Origin of the sequence: Thalassolituus hydrocarboniclasticus, from assembly GCF_025345565.1 — a bacterium.
GTDB classification, from domain to species: Bacteria; Pseudomonadota; Gammaproteobacteria; order Pseudomonadales; family Oceanobacteraceae; genus Venatoribacter; species Venatoribacter hydrocarboniclasticus.
On record NZ_CP054475.1, the window covers coordinates 3,788,381 to 3,805,949 of the forward strand.

General features: G+C 53.7%; 14 protein-coding genes. 11 read left to right on the plus strand and 3 right to left on the minus strand.

What is annotated here, in order from left to right:
- Window positions 1-83 precede the first annotated feature (83 nt).
- Window positions 84-1,244 carry a helix-turn-helix domain-containing protein gene (locus HUF19_RS17000; RefSeq protein ID WP_260997703.1) on the plus strand — a complete coding sequence of 387 codons (1,161 nt, stop codon included), beginning with the start codon at window positions 84-86 and terminating at the stop codon, window positions 1,242-1,244.
- Window positions 1,245-1,602: 358 nt separating this feature from the next.
- Here HUF19_RS17000 and HUF19_RS17005 read toward each other — a convergent pair whose 3' ends face one another.
- Window positions 1,603-2,628, minus strand: a complete 1,026-nt coding sequence (locus HUF19_RS17005; RefSeq protein ID WP_260997704.1) for a helix-turn-helix domain-containing protein — start codon at window positions 2,626-2,628, stop codon at window positions 1,603-1,605.
- A 228-nt stretch (window positions 2,629-2,856) separates the two neighbouring features.
- On the opposite strand from HUF19_RS17005, the gene HUF19_RS17010 reads away from it, so the two are divergent.
- The 7 genes from HUF19_RS17010 to HUF19_RS17040 all read left to right on the plus strand — a co-directional run bounded on the left by HUF19_RS17010 (window position 2,857) and on the right by HUF19_RS17040 (window position 12,937).
- Window positions 2,857-4,284: an ethanolamine ammonia-lyase subunit EutB gene (locus HUF19_RS17010; RefSeq protein WP_260997705.1), complete on the plus strand. Its 1,428-nt coding sequence runs from the start codon at window positions 2,857-2,859 to the stop codon at window positions 4,282-4,284.
- Complete coding sequence (gene eutC / locus HUF19_RS17015; RefSeq protein WP_260997706.1) at window positions 4,277-5,230, plus strand: ethanolamine ammonia-lyase subunit EutC; 954 nt, start codon at window positions 4,277-4,279, stop codon at window positions 5,228-5,230. The genes HUF19_RS17010 and eutC overlap by 8 nt, the downstream gene beginning before the upstream one ends.
- Window positions 5,231-5,284: 54 nt before the next feature.
- Window positions 5,285-6,712 (plus strand): ethanolamine permease, encoded by a 1,428-nt coding sequence (gene eat, locus HUF19_RS17020; RefSeq protein ID WP_260997707.1) that lies wholly within the window; start codon window positions 5,285-5,287, stop codon window positions 6,710-6,712.
- Window positions 6,713-6,936: 224 nt separating this feature from the next.
- Entirely contained in the window at window positions 6,937-7,356 is a 420-nt protein-coding gene (locus HUF19_RS17025) for a MarR family winged helix-turn-helix transcriptional regulator (RefSeq protein WP_260997708.1), read from the plus strand.
- A 69-nt stretch (window positions 7,357-7,425) separates the two neighbouring features.
- Complete coding sequence (locus HUF19_RS17030) at window positions 7,426-10,683, plus strand: outer membrane lipoprotein-sorting protein (RefSeq protein ID WP_260997709.1); 3,258 nt, start codon at window positions 7,426-7,428, stop codon at window positions 10,681-10,683.
- A complete protein-coding gene (locus HUF19_RS17035; protein WP_260997710.1) occupies window positions 10,684-12,063 on the plus strand; it encodes a DUF1302 family protein in 1,380 nt (459 codons plus the stop codon). It abuts the gene before it with no gap.
- A gap of 10 nt (window positions 12,064-12,073) precedes the next feature.
- Window positions 12,074-12,937 (plus strand): alpha/beta fold hydrolase, encoded by an 864-nt coding sequence (locus HUF19_RS17040; RefSeq protein ID WP_260997711.1) that lies wholly within the window; start codon window positions 12,074-12,076, stop codon window positions 12,935-12,937.
- 124 nt (window positions 12,938-13,061) lie between these two features.
- On the opposite strand, the gene HUF19_RS17045 is transcribed toward HUF19_RS17040, so the two are convergent.
- A complete protein-coding gene (locus HUF19_RS17045; protein ID WP_260997712.1) occupies window positions 13,062-13,319 on the minus strand; it encodes a DUF1145 domain-containing protein in 258 nt (85 codons plus the stop codon).
- A 121-nt stretch (window positions 13,320-13,440) separates the two neighbouring features.
- Complete coding sequence (locus HUF19_RS17050; RefSeq protein WP_260997713.1) at window positions 13,441-14,244, minus strand: substrate-binding periplasmic protein; 804 nt, start codon at window positions 14,242-14,244, stop codon at window positions 13,441-13,443.
- A 142-nt stretch (window positions 14,245-14,386) separates the two neighbouring features.
- Between HUF19_RS17050 and ubiE the strand changes: the two genes are divergently transcribed.
- The 3 genes from ubiE to ubiB are packed head-to-tail and all read left to right on the plus strand — an operon-like array spanning window position 14,387 to window position 17,518.
- Window positions 14,387-15,136, plus strand: a complete 750-nt coding sequence (gene ubiE / locus HUF19_RS17055) for a bifunctional demethylmenaquinone methyltransferase/2-methoxy-6-polyprenyl-1,4-benzoquinol methylase UbiE (protein WP_260997714.1) — start codon at window positions 14,387-14,389, stop codon at window positions 15,134-15,136.
- A complete protein-coding gene (locus tag HUF19_RS17060) occupies window positions 15,136-15,858 on the plus strand; it encodes a ubiquinone biosynthesis accessory factor UbiJ (RefSeq protein WP_260997715.1) in 723 nt (240 codons plus the stop codon). Before ubiE ends, HUF19_RS17060 begins: the two co-directional genes overlap by 1 nt.
- A 7-nt stretch (window positions 15,859-15,865) precedes the next feature.
- Window positions 15,866-17,518, plus strand: a complete 1,653-nt coding sequence (gene ubiB / locus HUF19_RS17065) for a ubiquinone biosynthesis regulatory protein kinase UbiB (protein ID WP_260997716.1) — start codon at window positions 15,866-15,868, stop codon at window positions 17,516-17,518.
- Window positions 17,519-17,569: the final 51 nt, after the last annotated feature.

Sequence of the window (17,569 nt, forward strand, 5' to 3'; positions counted from 1 at the left end):
GAAGAAAAATAACATTAAAAACAACAACTTAGACGTACGGTTCGATCTATCCGAACTTTAGTTGATCTCTCTGAGAGGTATTGATGAACTACGAAGCAGGTGCAGCAGCGCTGATCGGACTGTGCCTCAGCAGCGTACTGCTGCTGGCTACCCTGAGCTGGATGGTCAATCATGCCCATACCCGCCTGACCATCGCCTGGCTTTTGGGGCTGGCAACGCTGGTGATGCTGCAATCGCTGGAATTTCTCTATCACGCCACCGATATGTTTCTGCGCTGGCCGTTCTTTCTGAAGCTGGTCGACCCGCTGGTTGTTCTGCTGCCACTCACACTGTATGGCTATCAGCGCGCACTGCAGGGCGACAATATTTTTCACCCGCGCAGGCAGATGCTGCTGCATTTATCTCCGGCCTTTATCGTCGCCTTAATGGATATTTCATACTGGAGCCTGCCCGCCGCCGAACGCATCGACTGGATGCTGAAAGTACGGATCGACGAAAGCCTGTGGCAACCACTGGCGCCCTACGGCAACGACTACCTCGCCATTATCGCCGGTCTCAGCCTGCTGTACTGGTGGCGGCAGCGCACCCTGGGCTACCAGGGACGTAAAGCCAGACTCGGCAGCTGGATTAATAAACTGCAGACCGTACAGCTGATTATTGCCCTCTCACTGCTGGGCCGTATTCTGCTCAGCACTGGCTTTGGCTGGAACCTGTCGGTGGCCTTTGCCCTCGCCCCGACCAGTGCTTACCTGCTGTATCTGATGCTCAGCCACGTTCAGCTGCCGCAAAGCCATCCGCCGCGCCAGCCGCTGGCAACGTCACCCAAACCAGACAACTCAGCCCCGGGCAGCGCAGACCCGGACAGCAGCAACGTCACACCAGCCGATACCAGCGCAGCTACCGCCAACAACGCCCAGCAGGAACTCTTCGCCGAGCTGCAGCAGGCGCTGGCCAATGGCGCCTTCCGCGATAATGAACTGTCACTGGGCAAGCTGGCCGCCATGCGTGGCATGACCAGCCATCAGGCATCGGCGGCGATTAACCAGTGCTCCGGCAGTAATTTTTACGACTGGCTCAACCGCTACCGGATTGAGGCCGCACAGCAGGCGCTGCGCGACAGCGATACGCCGGTATCACGCATCTGTTTTGATGTGGGTTTTAATTCAAAATCGACCTTTAACACAGCCTTTCGCCGCTTCAGTGGTTGTACGCCAACGGAGTTCCGGCGCAACCATCATGCCTGACAGGGTTTTGCCATCAGGCTTTACCCATCTGTTCGGCAAAACGTCCGGGACTTACCCCGCTACGGCGGGCCCAGACTCACACATTCAGGCGCATACATTCGGACGCAAAAACTCAAACGCAATGCCGAATATAAAATCAAACACCGCTATGCGGACGAATTTTATCCGCTATCAGAATTCGCTCATTTTTGCTTACCCTAAAACTGAATGCCGTACAGCATGATCCCGTCAACAAAGCTATAAAACTCGTTTTCCAGCAAGAAATAGCGAAGTTCTGCTTCGTACCAACCTTCTTATTTTGAAAAACTAGTGCAGAATTTTTTTACGCGCGATTCAAGAGTCGGCCTCCTGATTAAACCTATCCCCTCCCCATAAACCCGCGCTTTAATGTCTCCGACGGGTTTTCACCAAACAGTTGTTTGTAATCATGGGCAAACTGGCCGGCATGCCAGAAGCCCCAGTGGCTGGCAATGCGCTGCACGGTTACGTCGTCCTGTTCAACATCGAGAATGGCATCGGGTTGTGACAGTGCACGACGTACAGAATTTAAGCGTGATACGCGTAAATAACGTAACGGGCTGATGCCCAGAATACTTTCAAAACTGTATTGCAGGGTGCGGCGGCTTACATGGGTTAATTCGCACAGTTCGGTCATGGTAACCGGTGCATTGGGGTTGGCGGCGAGAAAATCTTTTACCCGGTCAACCACCGCTTTACGCCGTGCATAGGCCGGCAGCGTATTGCTGTTGTTATCTGGTTGTTGCAGCACTTCGAGTACGGCCATTAACAGCATGTCCTGCTGTAACGGCCCGGCAAGACCGCTGTGTTTGGGTGCCAGTAAGCGCTGTAACACATAACGCAGGGCGTTGAGTTTTTGTTCCTGCCAGCCGCGCCGTGGTGATTGCCATAAACGCGCATCAAGGTTAATGCCCTGCGCCTCAGCACACTGTGTCAGCGCCTGCTGGCTGACCACGATGCCGTAAATATCGAAGCTTTGCGGTGTCACTAATTCAAAACCGGTGTTTCCCGGCCGGCACATTAATTCGTTGCTGGCCACTTCCTGGCCGTTAATACGGCAGTCCTGTTCGCCGGCGGCAAATCCCAGCCAGACAGAATCCGGCCAGACATTGCACTGCTGGCGCAGCGCCTGACTGGTGTGTTCACGGAATACCTGCAAATGCTCCAGCGCCAGTTCGTCGATGCGGCCATAAAAAGCGCCGTCGCTGAGCTGATCGTATTCCTGTTGCCAGTCACGCAGGTTGTGGGCGTGCTCGTCCGCATCGGTTGCTTCGGTTATGCACCAATCGGGGGCGGATTTTTCTGCAACCGCTGCATTAGTGTGCGCGCCATCTGCAACGGCAGGCAATAAAGCTGAGTGTTTCACAAATATCCTGTGCTCAGGGTCTCTGATTTCGCTGTTTTTACCATCATTAATCCGCTGATTTAAATAACAAAAACCACATTTGCCAAAATTCGATAGGCCGCCGGAACGCTATTCGCTGAGCTGTTGATAAAGGATGAGGCTGTCAGCTGTATCTGCGACAGCAATATCTGTTCCGGTCGCGCCCATCTTATTGCCGGCCGCAACACGTCATTGTTTCAGGAAACCGCTATGCATAAAGCGTATCGCTACTCTCTGGGTAGCAAGACCTACGAATTCCGTAATCTGGCCGACCTGATGGCCAGAGCAACCCCTGCCCGCTCCGGCGACCGTCTGGCCGGGGTGATTGCCCGTTCCGCCGAAGAACGTGCCGTAGCACAGATGGCGCTGGCCGAGGTGCCACTGAAGAATTTTCTTAACGAGGTATTAATTCCTTACGAACAGGATGAAGTCACCCGTTTAATTATCGACGAACACGATGCGCTGGCATTTGCACCCATCAGTCATTTTACCGTGGGTGATTTCCGTAACTGGCTGCTTTCCGATCTGGCCAGCAGCGACATGCTGGCCAGTATCCGCAACGGTATCACGCCGGAAATGGCGGCAGCGGTGAGTAAAATTATGCGCAATCAGGATTTAATTCTGGTCGCGCAAAAATGCCGTGTTATTACCGCTTTCCGCAGCACCATTGGTTTACCCAAACGCCTGGCGACGCGTCTGCAGCCGAACCATCCGACCGACGATATGAATGGTATTGCCGCCAGTATTCTCGATGGCCTGCTGTATGGCAGCGGCGATGCGGTGATTGGTATTAACCCTGCCACCGATAACGTTGCTCAGGCCACCCGGCTGATGAAATTAATGGACGAGGTCATCAGAAAATACGAAATTCCAACCCAGTCCTGTGTGCTGACCCATGTCACCAATACGCTGGAATGCATCGAACAGGGCGCACCGGTCGATCTGGTATTTCAGTCGATTGGCGGCACCGAGGCCACCAACTCCAGCTTTGGTTTTAATTTAGCCACACTGGCCGAAGCCGAGCAGGCCGCACTGTCATTACAGCGCGGTACCGTGGGCAATAACGTGATGTATTTTGAAACCGGTCAGGGCAGCGCATTATCAGCCAATGCTCACCACGGGCTGGATCAGCAAACCTGTGAGACCCGCGCCTATGCCGTAGCGCGCAAATTTAATCCGCTGCTAGTGAATACCGTGGTGGGTTTTATTGGCCCGGAATATTTATTCGACGGTAAAGAAATTATCCGCGCCGGTCTGGAAGATCATTTCTGCGCCAAATTACTCGGCCTGCCAATGGGCTGTGACGTTTGCTACACCAACCACGCCGAAGCCGATCAGAACGATATGGATAACCTGCTGACCTTACTGGGCGCAGCCGGTTGTTCGTTTGTGATGGGCATTCCCGGCTCCGACGACATTATGCTCAATTATCAGACCACCTCATTCCACGACGCGTTATACGCACGCCGTGTTCTGGGCCTTGGGCCATCACCGGAATTCGAAGCCTGGCTGGAAAAAATGCAGATTATGAGCAACGCCGCCGGTGCCTGCTTAAACGATGCATTACCACCGGCGTTTGCAGCGTCATTAAAAACATTACCGGCCGGTAATTCAGCATCGGAGGTGTCCAATGGTTGATCAGCCAGATATCCATAACGATGACTGGAACGGCGTTGTTGATAACCCATGGCGTCGCCTGCGCCAGTTTACCGCAGCGCGCATTGGCCTCGGACGCAGCGGCATCAGTCTGCCAACCAAAGAAATGCTGGAATTTCAGTTAGCCCACGCTCAGGCGCGTGATGCGGTACATACGCCACTCGATTTTTCTGAACTGACACAGCAGCTGGAAACCCTGGCCGAACAGTATCCGCTGTTAAGCGACGAGCCACCGTTAAAGCTGCACAGCGAAGCCGTTGACCGCATGACCTACTTACAGCGCCCCGATTTAGGCCGCCGTCTGGATGAAGCATCACGGGTATTACTGCAGCAGGAACAGCAAACGCCGGAACAACCTTTTGATCTGGCGCTGGTCATTGCCGACGGTTTATCCGCCACCGCTATTGCCCATAACGCCGTGCCTTTTATTCAGGCCTTATGCGAAGAGCTGCAGGACGATAAGCAAGCGTGGAAATTTGCCCCCATCACCCTGGTAGAACAGGGTCGGGTCGCAATCGGTGATGATGTCGGCGAATTATTAAATGCTAAAACCGTACTGGTATTAATTGGCGAACGGCCGGGGTTAAGTTCTCCCGACAGCCTCGGTTTATATCTCACCTGGGCACCGGTGCGCGGCCTGACCGATGCCCGCCGCAATTGTATTTCCAACGTTCGGCCAGAAGGTCTGAACTTCAGCGAAGCGGCCCATAAGGCCGGTTATTTACTGCGCGAATCACGCCGGCTGCAGCTATCCGGCGTACAACTTAAAGACCGCAGCGGCTCGCTGACCGGCCCCGCAGACAGCCTGTCAGAAAGTACCGCACAAGCGGCGACCATTGATCATCAGCCCGATTTTCCGGATGAGCATACAACAATAAAACCCGCCTCTTCCCCCGCGGCAGAGACGAAAAACTTTCTGCTCGGCTGATTGTATTTTTTCTGTTTGAAAAAACACCATTTATTCAACGTATGAGGTAATACCATGTCCACATCCCATCAGGACTACCTTGCCAAACGGCAACTGAAAAAAGGCACCGCCGGCTGGATTCTTCTCGCCGGCCTCGGTGTTTCTTATGTAATTTCCGGTGATTTTGCCGGCTGGAACTTTGGTATCGCTCAGGCAGGCTGGGGTGGTTTTGCCATCGCCGCACTGTTAATGGCGGTGATGTATTTTACCCTGGTGCTGTCACTGGCTGAAATGTCGGCGGCTATTCCGGCCGCCGGTGGCGGTTACAGTTTTGCCCGTCAGGCAATGGGCCCGGCCGGCGGTTATTTAACCGGCCTTGCGGTATTAATTGAATACGCCCTGGCGCCGGCGGCGATTGTGATCTTTATCGGTTCGGCGGTTGAAGCTTTACTCGGCTTTAACGGCCCCTGGGTGTATGCCGCCTTTTATTTAGTTTTTATCGGTATTCACTTGGCCGGTGTTGGCGAAGCATTAAAAGTAATGATGGTGATTTCCGGTCTGGCCGTGCTGGCCATTATTGCCACCGCTGTTGCTTTAATCGGTAATTTTGACAGCGCCAACCTGCTTGATATTGCTGCCAGCGAAGGCACTTCTGCCATGCTGCCGCTGGGCTGGTACGGTGTTTGGGCTGCACTGCCTTTTGCTATGTGGTTATTCCTGGCGGTAGAAGGTGTACCACTGGCCGCCGAAGAATCCAAAGACCCGGCCAAAGATGTACCTAAAGGCATTATCGGTGCGATGGTTTTCCTGCTGTTTACCGCCCTGCTGGTTGTGCTGTTAATTCCGGGCGCGGCTGGTGCGCAGGCGATGGGCGCAAGTGCCGTACCTCTGGTTGATGCCCTGAATGCAACCGGTAACACCCAACTGGCAACCGTGGTTAACGTACTGGGTCTGGTCGGTTTAATTGCATCATTCTTCTCCATTATTTACGGTTACAGCCGTCTGGTATTTGCCCTGTCGCGTGCCGGCTATTTGCCACAAAGCCTGTCGGTAACCACAGAACGTAAAGTCCCGGCGCGTGCCCTGATCGTTCCTGGCGTACTAGGTTTTGCTGCGTCCCTGAGCGGTGAAGGCGACCTGATGCTGGCCATGGCCGTGGTTGGTGCAACCGTGTCTTACGCTCTGATGGCACTGAGCCATATTATGCTGCGCGTTAAACAGCCTGAGCTGGTGCGTCCGTATAAAACACCGGGTGGTGTATTTACTTCCGGTATCGCCCTGCTGTTGTCGCTGATTGCATTAACCGGTGTGTATGCCTTCGACCCACGCGCCTTCTTCTACACGCTGATCCTCTTTGTGATTGGTGCGGCCTATTATTTTGGTTACAGCAAAAACCATCTGGTGGCCAAAACCGCCGAAGAAGAATTCGCCATGCTGGAACAGGCTGAAGCGGATTTATATCCGGAAGCTGAAGAAGCAACAGCAACCGTACAAGCCGTGTAATAAGCGCACGCTGAAATAAAAAACGCAGCCATTGGCTGCGTTTTTTATATCTGCAAAAAGCAGAATCAAACGATCCGGATTCGGTATTCACTGCCTGCGCTTCGCGTTATGACAAAGCGCACGGATGCAACTATTTCATGACGGAAAGTGTTTGCATCCAAACAGCGCTGACAGCCCGCCGTCGCCTGAGCTATGATTGCATTGTTCTGCAGCCGGATACTCTTATGAATATTACTCCCTGCTTTAACCTCAAGCTGCGCCAGGCCGACCGGGTTCTGACCAGCTACTACGACAACAGCCTGCGCGATCTGGGTATTACCATTGCGCAGTTCTCTGTTCTGCGTGTGCTGTCGATGCTGAAAAGCCCATCGCAGAAAGAACTGCAGGAAGTTCTGGTGCTGCAGCAAACCACTCTGACACGCAATCTGAAACCGCTGATCCGCAGCGGCTATGTGCAAACCAACCCCAGCCCCGATGATGGCCGGGTGACTCTGGTGTCCCTGACCGACGAAGGTAAGGCCTTGTTTAATAAGGCAAAAGTTCGCTGGAAGCAGGCACAGAGCGGTATTTCCCAACACCTTGGAGAAGAGCTTTCTGCGCAGTTGCTGCAGGTTGCCGACGCTATTCTTGCCCTGCGCAGCTAAAAAAAATTTGCCATTTACATGCATATACATTTACATATAGATGCATATGCATTTATTTGAGGGCAAAGTATGAATACCAACAGGCAAAAGCACTGGCTGCACAGCACCATACAAGCCGGCATCCAGGCGGGGGTTAATTACCCGAAAATGACCCTGTTCGCCGGTTTGCTGTTAATGGCATTACTGATTACCGGTCTGGGAAAGCTGCACAAAGACACCCGCGCCGATGCTTTTCTCGAAGCCGACAATCCGGCGCTGGTGTATAAAAACAAGGTGCGGGAAATTTTTGGTTTAAGCGATCCGCTGATCGTTGCCATATACGACCGCTCGGCAGAAGGCATTTACCGCAAACAGACTCTCGATCTGATCGGGCAGCTGACAGATCAGTTAAATGCCCTGCCGATGATTAATACGGCACGTACCATCAGTCTGGCCAGCGAAAATAATATCACTGCCTCGGCTGACGGGATGAATGTTGCGCCGTTCTACGATTTACGCTCAACAGGCAATGGTGCGGCTGTACGCCAGGCAATAGAAGACTTTCCGCTGTATCACGGCATGCTGGTTGCTGACGACGGCGCGATGAGTATGATCGTGCTGGAGCTGTACGACGACAACCAGGCCGAAGCCGCTTACGACGCCATCAATCAGTTGCTGCGGCAAACCCAAGTGCCGGCAGATGTCGAACTGCATGTGGCCGGTGAAGGCGCTGTGCTGGGCTATCTCGGCCACTATATCGATCACGATGCCAGCCGCCTGAATCCGCTCGCCGGATTAATTATTACCATTATGCTGATGGTGGCTTTTCGTCGTTTATTACCGGCTTTGCTGGGTAATCTGGTGATTGCCGCCTCGGTACTGATGACCCTCGGTTTTATGGCTTACTGCGGTGTGCCTTTTTTTGTTATCACCAATGCTATGCCGGTTATTTTAATTGGTATGGCGGTCGCCGATTCGATTCATATTTTCAGCCACTATTACGAAATGCAGGCACGACACCCGGACTGGTCGCTGCAGGCCTGCATCCGTGAAGCCGTTGCCGTTATGGCGCGCCCGGTAACGCTGACGTCGCTGACCACTATTGCCGGATTTCTTGGCCTGTACGCGTCATCTTATATGCCACCCTTTGAATATTTTGGCTTATTCACCGCCTTCGGCGTGCTGGTTGCCTGGTTTTATTCGCTGTTTGTTTTACCGGCCTGCATCACCTTACTGAAACCCAGAGTCAGCCAGCGCTGGATTCGCCTTGAGCAAAACAGCCAGCAGGATACTTTTGCCCGCCTGATGACATTTGTCGGTGGAAGCTGTGTACGCCATCCGCGCGCCACACTGTCATTATTTGCTTTTCTCAGCATCAGCGGCGCCCTGCTGGCCACCCAGATTCAGGTAAACGAAAACCGCATTAATACCTTTCATTCCAGCGAAGCGATTTATCAGGCTGACGAAGTCATTAATCAGCATCTGGAAGGCACCAATACGCTGGACATTGTCATTACCAGCAGCCGTAACGAAGGGATTTTTTCACCGCAGGTGCTGAATGCCATGGAAGCCCTGCAGGCCTACGCTGAAACCCTGCCACATGTAAATGGTTCATCATCGGTGGTGGATTATTTAAAGCAGATGAATAAATCCCTGAACGAAGGCCAGAACGATGCCTACCGTCTGCCACAGGATGCCGACCTGATTGCGCAGTATTTTCTGCTCTATTCGGCCAGCTCTGATCCTGCCGATTTTTCTGAAGAAATTGATTATGACTACCGTTTGGCCAATATCCGTCTGAATCTCGACAGTGCCGATTTTATTGCCACCAAACCAGTGGTTGAAGCCCTGCAGCAATATATCGATCAGCACTTTAACAATGCCGTTATGGATGAGCCGGTTACTGCCAGCCTCAGTGGTCGCGTTAATGTTAATTACCACTGGATTAAAGATCTGGGCGTCAGCCATTTTTACAGTGTGGTGATTTCGCTGCTCTGTGTCTTTCTGGTCTCGGCGTTATTATTCCGTTCCTGGGCGGCCGGTCTGTTCGCAACCCTGCCGGTAATCTGTTCCATTCTTACGGTTTATGCGGCAATGGCATTGCTGGGGATTGATCTGGGCATCGGCACCTCCATGTTTGCTTCGGTAGCCATTGGTCTGGGGATCGACTTTGCTATTCATACCCTCGAACGCCTGAAAACTCTGGTGGCCGACGGATTAAAAGGCAGCGGATTATTTACCGAATTATTCCGTTCTACAGGCCGGGCACTGTTATTTAATTATCTGGCGATTGCCTTTGGTTTTGGCGTACTGATCAGCTCGCAGGTTGTACCGCTGACGCACTTCGGCACCATTGTCGTGTTATCGGTGAGTATGAGTTTTATCGCTGCCATGACGCTGTTACCGGCACTGATTGCATTACTGCAGCCGACCTTTATTTTCGGTGACAAAAAGGCGGCCGAAGCCAGTGCGATAGCGGCAGAAAAACACGTGGCTGGCAGTACGGTACTGACACTGTTATTCACCACTGGTCTGGGCACGGCAGCCTTGTACGGGGCACTCTTGTACGGAGCAGCGAACAGCCAGCCGCTGCAGGCAGAAGAAGCTGTTAATACGGAATTACTGGCAACACTCACGGCCGACAATATCGCACAGCGGGTAAATGCGGTGGATGACGGCCAGCATGTCAGCAGCCAGCTGAGCATGTTGCTGACCGACAGTCGTGGCAAAGAACGGCGCCGCGAAACCATGTCTTACCGCAAGTATTTTGGTGACGATAAAAAGACCGTATTTTTTTATAAATCACCGGCCAATGTTAAAGACACCGGTTTTCTGACCTTCGATTATGCCGCCGCCGATCAGGAAGATGATCAGTGGCTGTACCTGCCGGCACTGCGCAAGGTGCGCCGGATTTCTGCATCCGACCGGGGCGATTATTTTATGGGTACCGATTTTACCTATGAAGATATTAAGCAGAACGGTCATATCAGTATTGCCGACTATCAGCTGCAACGCCTGCCAGACGATGACGGAAAACTGGTGGTCAAAGGCACCCCAAAAACGGCGGCTATTGCCCGGGAACTGGGGTATGGCGAGGTAACCTTTTATATTGATCCGCAAAACTGGATCGTGGTTAAAAGCGACTATCTGGATATTAAACAGGTGCCGCTGAAAACCGTGCAGGTAACGGATATCCGTATGGTTGATGGCATCTGGACCCGGCATCAGCTGCTGGCCGAAAACCATATCAGCGGCCACCGCTCGCTGTTTATTTTTTCTGCCGTCGATTACCAGCAGGATGTGGCCGACCACCTGTTTACCCAGAATACTCTGCGCCGGGGGTTGTAGATGAATATCCGGCAACAACTCCGGCAACAACTCCGGCAACAACTCCGACAGCAACTCCTACAGCAATATCGGCTAAGCGCCGGTGCTTTCACCCTGATATTGCTGAGCAGTGCGGCGCACAGCGAATTCAGTTCAGAGCTAAGTTCAGAACTGGCCTGGAGTGATGCTCCGGCCGCACTGAGCAAGGCAGAAGTTCAGCTGCAAAGTGAATGGCAATACCGCACGGCCGATACGTCGTTTAATCTGCAGCCACGTCTGCGTGCTGATTTTTCTGACACCCTGTACGCAGAGCAGCCAACCAGCCGGACAGATAATTATCCGGCGGGCAGCCTGCATAGCAGCGGGCCACTGACACAATGGGATAACGTGCGCTTTGATATTGCCGAAGCCTATGCTGACCAGTATTTCTACGGCGTGTCTCTGCGCAGTGGTAAACAACAGGTTGTCTGGGGTCAGGCCGACGGCCTGCGGGTGCTGGATATTATTAACCCGCAGGATATGCGCGAATTTAACCTGCCCGATGCCGAGGATTCACGCATCGCCACCTGGATGTTTAATGCGCATATTCCTCTGCCCAATGAGCAGTCTTTGCAGTGGTTAATTATTCCCGACTTAACCTTCAGTGAGCTGGCAGAACCGGGTACGGCGTTTGCCATTACCAGCCCCGAACTGGCGCCGAAGCCGATCGCTGGCATAACGGTTAACCGCCTGCCAACCCGCAGGCCGGAGGGCAGTGACTGGGAGTATGGCTTACGCTGGAGTGCCTTTCTGGCCGGTTGGGATATCAGCGCCAGCTATTTTAATTTTTACCACGACATTCCCGTTATTTACCGCACATTAAATACGGGCGGCAGTAATCTTCAGGTCGATGTGGAAGCCGTGTACCGCCGCAGCCACCTGCTCGGCCTGAGCGCCAGCACAGCATTCAGCAGTGTGGTGTTGCGTCTGGAAGCCGGACATACCAGCCGGACATTTTTTCTGCGCGACGATCTGCAAAATAACGGCATTAGCCAAAGCCCGGAACTGGCGACGGTAACCGCACTGGATTACCAGGCCCCGGCAGATGTGTTTGTCAGTTACCAGTTTTACCAGAGCCGCATTCTGGCTTACCGGCCGCAAATTATCCGCCGCGAAATCAGCACCCGCCATACGCTGCTGCTGAAAAAAAACTTACTCAACGACACGCTGGAGCTGAGTTTTTTTGCCCTGCTTAACCGCGATTACAACGACGGTCAGCTGCGCAGCAAAGTCAGTTATCAGCTGAACGATCGCTGGTCTTTGTGGAGCGGTGCCGATTATTTTTTTGGCGACCTCACCGGGCCGTTCGGTCAGTTCTCATCGTCCAGTCGTTTTTTAATTGGCTGGCAGAGTGCATTTTAAGGAGTAAATCATGAACCCTATTACACTGCTGCGTATGCAGAATTCTGTCCTCGGCCGCCTGCTGCCGGCAACCGTTGCCCGCCGCCATGCCCGGATGTTTTTAACCCCCAGATTACTGCCGCTGAAAGACTGGGAGCTGGCCACGGAAAAACAGGCCCAGCGCCTGAGCTTTGCCGGGCACCTCAGTGCTCTGCGCTGGGCGAACAGCGGCCCACGCATTTTATTAATGCACGGTTGGGAAAGCCGGGCGACGCACATGGCGGTTATTGCCAATGCTCTGGTGGCACAGGGATTTGATGTATTCGCGATTGATGCGCCACGCCATGGACAATCAGGCGGGGATAAGAGTAATCCTGTGGAATTTGCCAATGCCATCGTCGAAGCGGATATTGCTTTCGGCCCTTTTTATGGCGCACTGGGTCATTCAATGGGCGGCGCGGCGCTGGCTATTGCCGCTGCTCAGGGCGTAAAGATGGAACGCTGCGTACTGATGTCTTCACCCGCCAGCCTGCTGGATGTATTGGAAGGCTTTGCCCGCTTTATGGGACTGCCCTCGTCCAGCACGGCATATTTTATCCGCTGCATTGAAGAAGAAGTCGGACGTCCGGCCTGCGAACTCCATAGCGGCCATCTGCTCAGCCAGAGTAATCCGGCAACATTATTAATTCATGCCCAGGACGATATTGAAATTCCCAGCACTTCGGTGCATGCCATCCGAAAACATCTGACCGCTGCCGAAGTATTCCTGCCGCCTGCATTAGGGCACCGGAAAATACTCCGCGACCCGATGATTGCCGCACGCATTCAGCAGTTTTTCAGCGATGAATTAATAGCGGCAGAAGAAAGCGGATTGAGTGCAGACATACTGCCATAACCCAGCGACATGCCGCGTGCAGTGCAGCAAGCGAACGGAGCGGTTCCATAAAAAAAGCCTGAACGCCACACAGGTGTTCAGGCTTTTTTATGGCGGCCAGAAGGCCGTTAAATCCGGCGTTTAATCAGGCAGCTTCTGTCTGAATAAAACGGCGCATATGGAAAATACCAAAAATAAATACCTGCACCGCATCGGCAACCGGGTTGCTGCTCTTGTGCTTCAGTGCCATCCAGAAATACGCCACTTCCAGTACGTGAATACCGGCAACGACCACAGCGATGGTTGGCAGCCAGCCGAGCAGGCCATCCCAGCCCTGCACACCGGCCATAATCGCCAGAATCCAGAACAGTACCGTGACCACTTTATTTAACAGAATAAACATAGATACCTCGCTGCATGAATCATTCATGCGTTGTTATTGTCATTATCAAAGCCGCAAGCTTGCACTGCTACACAGGGTTTGCACAGGTGAAAATACGACAGGCTGTCTTCAGGATAAAGAATCAGTGCCCGGCTGCAGGCGCGAGGGTGACAGGAGCAATAGGCTGGCAACGCTTACGCGAACCCGGTGGGAATTCTTTATTCAGCCGCTGCAACAGCGCTTTAACCCGCTCGTTACGGGCAAACTGAAAACCCATCGGCGCACAACCATATACGCGTTTGGAGAAGGTCAGTGGCAAGGCCTGTAATTGTGGCTGTTTTGCCACATACCACTGTGCCACATCACGCCCGATAATCAGCGCCCGTGCCGTTTCGGCCTGGCTGATCAGCAGAGTATTGAGCATGTCCTGCTCGGTGGGTTTATCCAGCCGGATCAGGCTGCCGTTAGCAAAAGCCGGTTGCAGGGCCGGATAGGCATAACCCAGATGAGTGATAATTTCGCCGCCCAGCAGGCCATCTTCCTGCTCCAGATCAAACGGCTGGTCATTGCGGTATACCAGCACATCTTCCAGCCACACCACCAGATCAGTCCACAGATAGTTCTCCGGTTGCTCGGTCCAGTAAGGGGATTCCATACGGCCATCAATCTGCCCGGACTCAAGCATATGCAGAGAGCGCAGCTCTGGCATATACACAAACTCCAGCTCAATACCGGCACGCTGTGCGGCCTTGTGCATTGGGTCAATAAGGATGCCATGCAGCTGATCATCCTGCCGGACGACATAGGGCGGGTAGCCATCATCCGGCACCGCTATGCGTAATTGTGGCCGACCATCTGCCGCCAGACTGCTGGCCGCTATCATCAGCCAGCTGAGCACCAGCACGACCCTCTGGCATATTGCTGTAAAGCGCTTATTTTCTGTCACGGGTATCTCCGGGTTAACTCTTTAAGTTTAACTCAGGCACAGCCCCCGGCGGCGGCCAAAAGCCGACACAGCGCAAGACTTTCACGACTTGCACCGTTAAAATGGCCGCCCATCTACAGGTCGTCAGCGGGAGAAGATTCGCATGTCCGAGGAAAAAACCACGCATTTTGGCTACAAAACCGTCGCTACCGAGCAGAAACAGGCCATGGTTGCCGATGTATTTCACTCCGTGGCTGCCAAGTACGACCTGATGAACGACCTGATGTCGTTCGGCGTACACCGCCTGTGGAAACGCATCACTATTGATATGTCGGGCGTACGCCCGGGCGATCAGGTGCTCGATCTGGCTGGCGGAACCGGCGACCTGACCAAGAAATTTGCCAAGATCGTTGGCCCGCAGGGCAAAGTGGTGCTGGCCGATATCAACTCTTCTATGCTCAACGTCGGCCGCGACCGTCTGACCGATCAGGGCTACGTTGGCAATATCGAATACGTTCAGGCCAATGCCGAATGTCTGCCGTTCGCAGACAACAGCTTCGATGTCATCACCATCGCCTTCGGTCTGCGTAACGTTACCGATAAAGACGCCGCACTGCGTTCCATGACCCGCGTGCTGAAGCCGGGCGGCCGTCTGCTGGTGCTGGAATTCTCCAAGCCGACCAACCCGCTGATGAGCAAAGCCTACGACCTGTATTCCTTCACCGCCCTGCCGTTTATGGGCAAGCTGGTGACCAACGATTCCGAAAGCTACAAGTACCTGGCTGAATCCATCCGCATGCACCCCGATCAGGAAACCCTGAAAAGCATGATGGAAAACGCCGGCCTGGTACGTTGCAGCTTCCACAACATGACCAGTGGCGTGGTGGCTCTGCACCGCGGAATCAAACCCTGATGCTGAATAAGCTGCCGGCCGAGTTACTGCAGGCTGCCTGCGTGCCCTTTGAAGCAGCCATTAATCATGTGCTGCGTTACGACCCGGCGGCATTAAACTCGCTGCGTCGCCAGCAGGGCCGCTTGCTGTGTGTGCGCATCGACGCCATAAACCCGGTGCTGATCCGCATCGTCGATAACGGCATTGTGCTCAGCCTTGTGCCCGCCACTGGCAATAACGGTAGCCTGAGTAGCGCTGATGGTCTTAGTAGCGCCGATGGTCTAAAAAGTGCCGATGCAACGCTCAGCGGTTCTGCCGCCGATTTCTTTGCCCTCGCCCGCGCCAGTGATAAAGCCCACGCCCTGATCAGCAGTGCCATTGATATGGACGGCGACAGCGAGTTTGCCTTATCGCTGACCCGCGTTGCGCAAAACCTCGATATCGACTGGGAAGCCCTGATCACACCACTGACCGGCGGCCTGCTCGCCCATCAGTTGGGCAAAGGTCTGCGCGGCTTACTGAACTGGGGCAAAAGCAGCGCACCGGCTTACCGCAATGCCGTTAAAGAATATCTCGAAGATGAAGCGCAACTGCTGACACCGGAACCGCTGGCGGCACAGTTTGCCGACGAGGTTGACCAGCTGCGTCTGGCGACCGATCGTTTAGAAGCACGCACCCTGCGTTTAGCAGCGCGTATGCAGCAGAACGATTCTACGAACAACCCTTCTCTGCCCAAGGAATAATATCGACGTGGCAAACCTCTGGCGCCTGTGGAAAATTCTGTTTGTCTTCACCCGCTACCGGCTCGACAGTCTGGTGCCAACCGAGCAGCTGCCGCTGTCGTTGCGCATTGCCCTGTGGCTCGCGCCGTGGCGGTTAAATCCGGTGCCGTCGCGCCTTAACCGTGGCGAACGTCTGCGTCTGGCGCTGGAAGCCTTAGGCCCGATTTTTATTAAATTCGGCCAGATTTTATCCACACGCCCGGATCTGATTCCCGACGATATTGTTAAAGAATTAAAACGTCTGCAGGACGACGTTCCGCCCTTCGCCAGCGATAAAGCCATGGCGTTAATCGAAGACCAGCTGGGGCAGAAAATCAGCGCATTATTTGCCGAGTTTTCCGCCGAGCCACTGGCTTCCGCTTCTATTGCTCAGGTACACGCCGCGCGTCTGTTCGATGCCAATGGTGAAGCCGGTCGGGAAGTGGTGGTTAAGGTGGTACGTCCGGGTATCGAGCACACCATCGAGCGCGACCTGCAGCTGCTGGAAACCATGGCCCGCCTGCTGGTGAAATATTCCGAAGACGGCCGCCGCTTAAAGCCGCTGGAAGTGGTCGACGATTATCGCCACACCATTTATGGCGAACTGAATTTACAGATCGAAGCCTCCAATGCCACCCAGCTGAAACGTAACTTTGCCAACTCCGAACTGCTGTATATGCCGGAAGTATTCTGGGAATACACGCGCAGCAAAGTCATGGTCAGCGAACGTATTTACGGTATTCCGGTAGCGGATATCGACGCTCTGCAGGCACAGAACACCAATATGAAACTGCTGGCCGAACGTGGTGTGGAAATCTTTTTCACCCAGGTATTCCGCGACAGCTTCTTTCATGCTGACATGCACCCGGGCAATATTTTCGTCTCGCGTAATAACCCGCAGGCACCACAATACATTGCCATCGACTGCGGCATTGTCGGCAGCCTGACCGAAGAAGATCAGAATTATCTGGCGATGAACCTGCTGGCATTTTTTAATCAGGATTATCATCAGGTAGCGCAGCTGCATATCGACTCCGGCTGGGTTCCGGCCACCACCAAAGTGCATGAATTTTCTGCCGCCATCCGCAGCGTGTGCGAACCGATTTTTGATAAACCACTGGCTGAGATTTCTTTTGGTCAGGTACTGATTCAGTTATTCAGCACCGCGCGCCGCTTTAATATGGAAGTGCAGCCGCAGCTGGTTTTACTGCAGAAAACCCTGCTCAATATTGAAGGCCTGGGCCGTCAGCTGTATCCACAGCTGGATTTATGGAGCACCGCCAAACCCTATTTAGAACGCTGGATGCGCGAGCGTTTTGGCCCCAAAGCCGCATTTAAAGAATTAAAACGCCAGCTGCCGGGCTGGATTGAAAAAGCCCCGCAAATTCCCGGACTGGTACACGGCGCATTAAGCCGCCTGAACCATATGGACGAAAACCAGCAGGCGCTGCAAAAAGAAATTGTCGCCCTGCGTCAGGAGCTGGCCGCGCAAAAAGTACAGAAGCGCCAGCAGGCGCTGGCAACCCTCGCCATTGGCAGTGGTTTATTTACCTGGTGGCAGGCCTTTGCCCTCGGATTACCGGAAGTGGTGGGGCTGAGTCTGGCGGGTGCTGGTATGTTGCTGTTGATCGTGCGCGCCTGAGGGCGATGGTTGGTGTGTCTGGTATAAACCGGCGGGTTTATTCAGGTACTG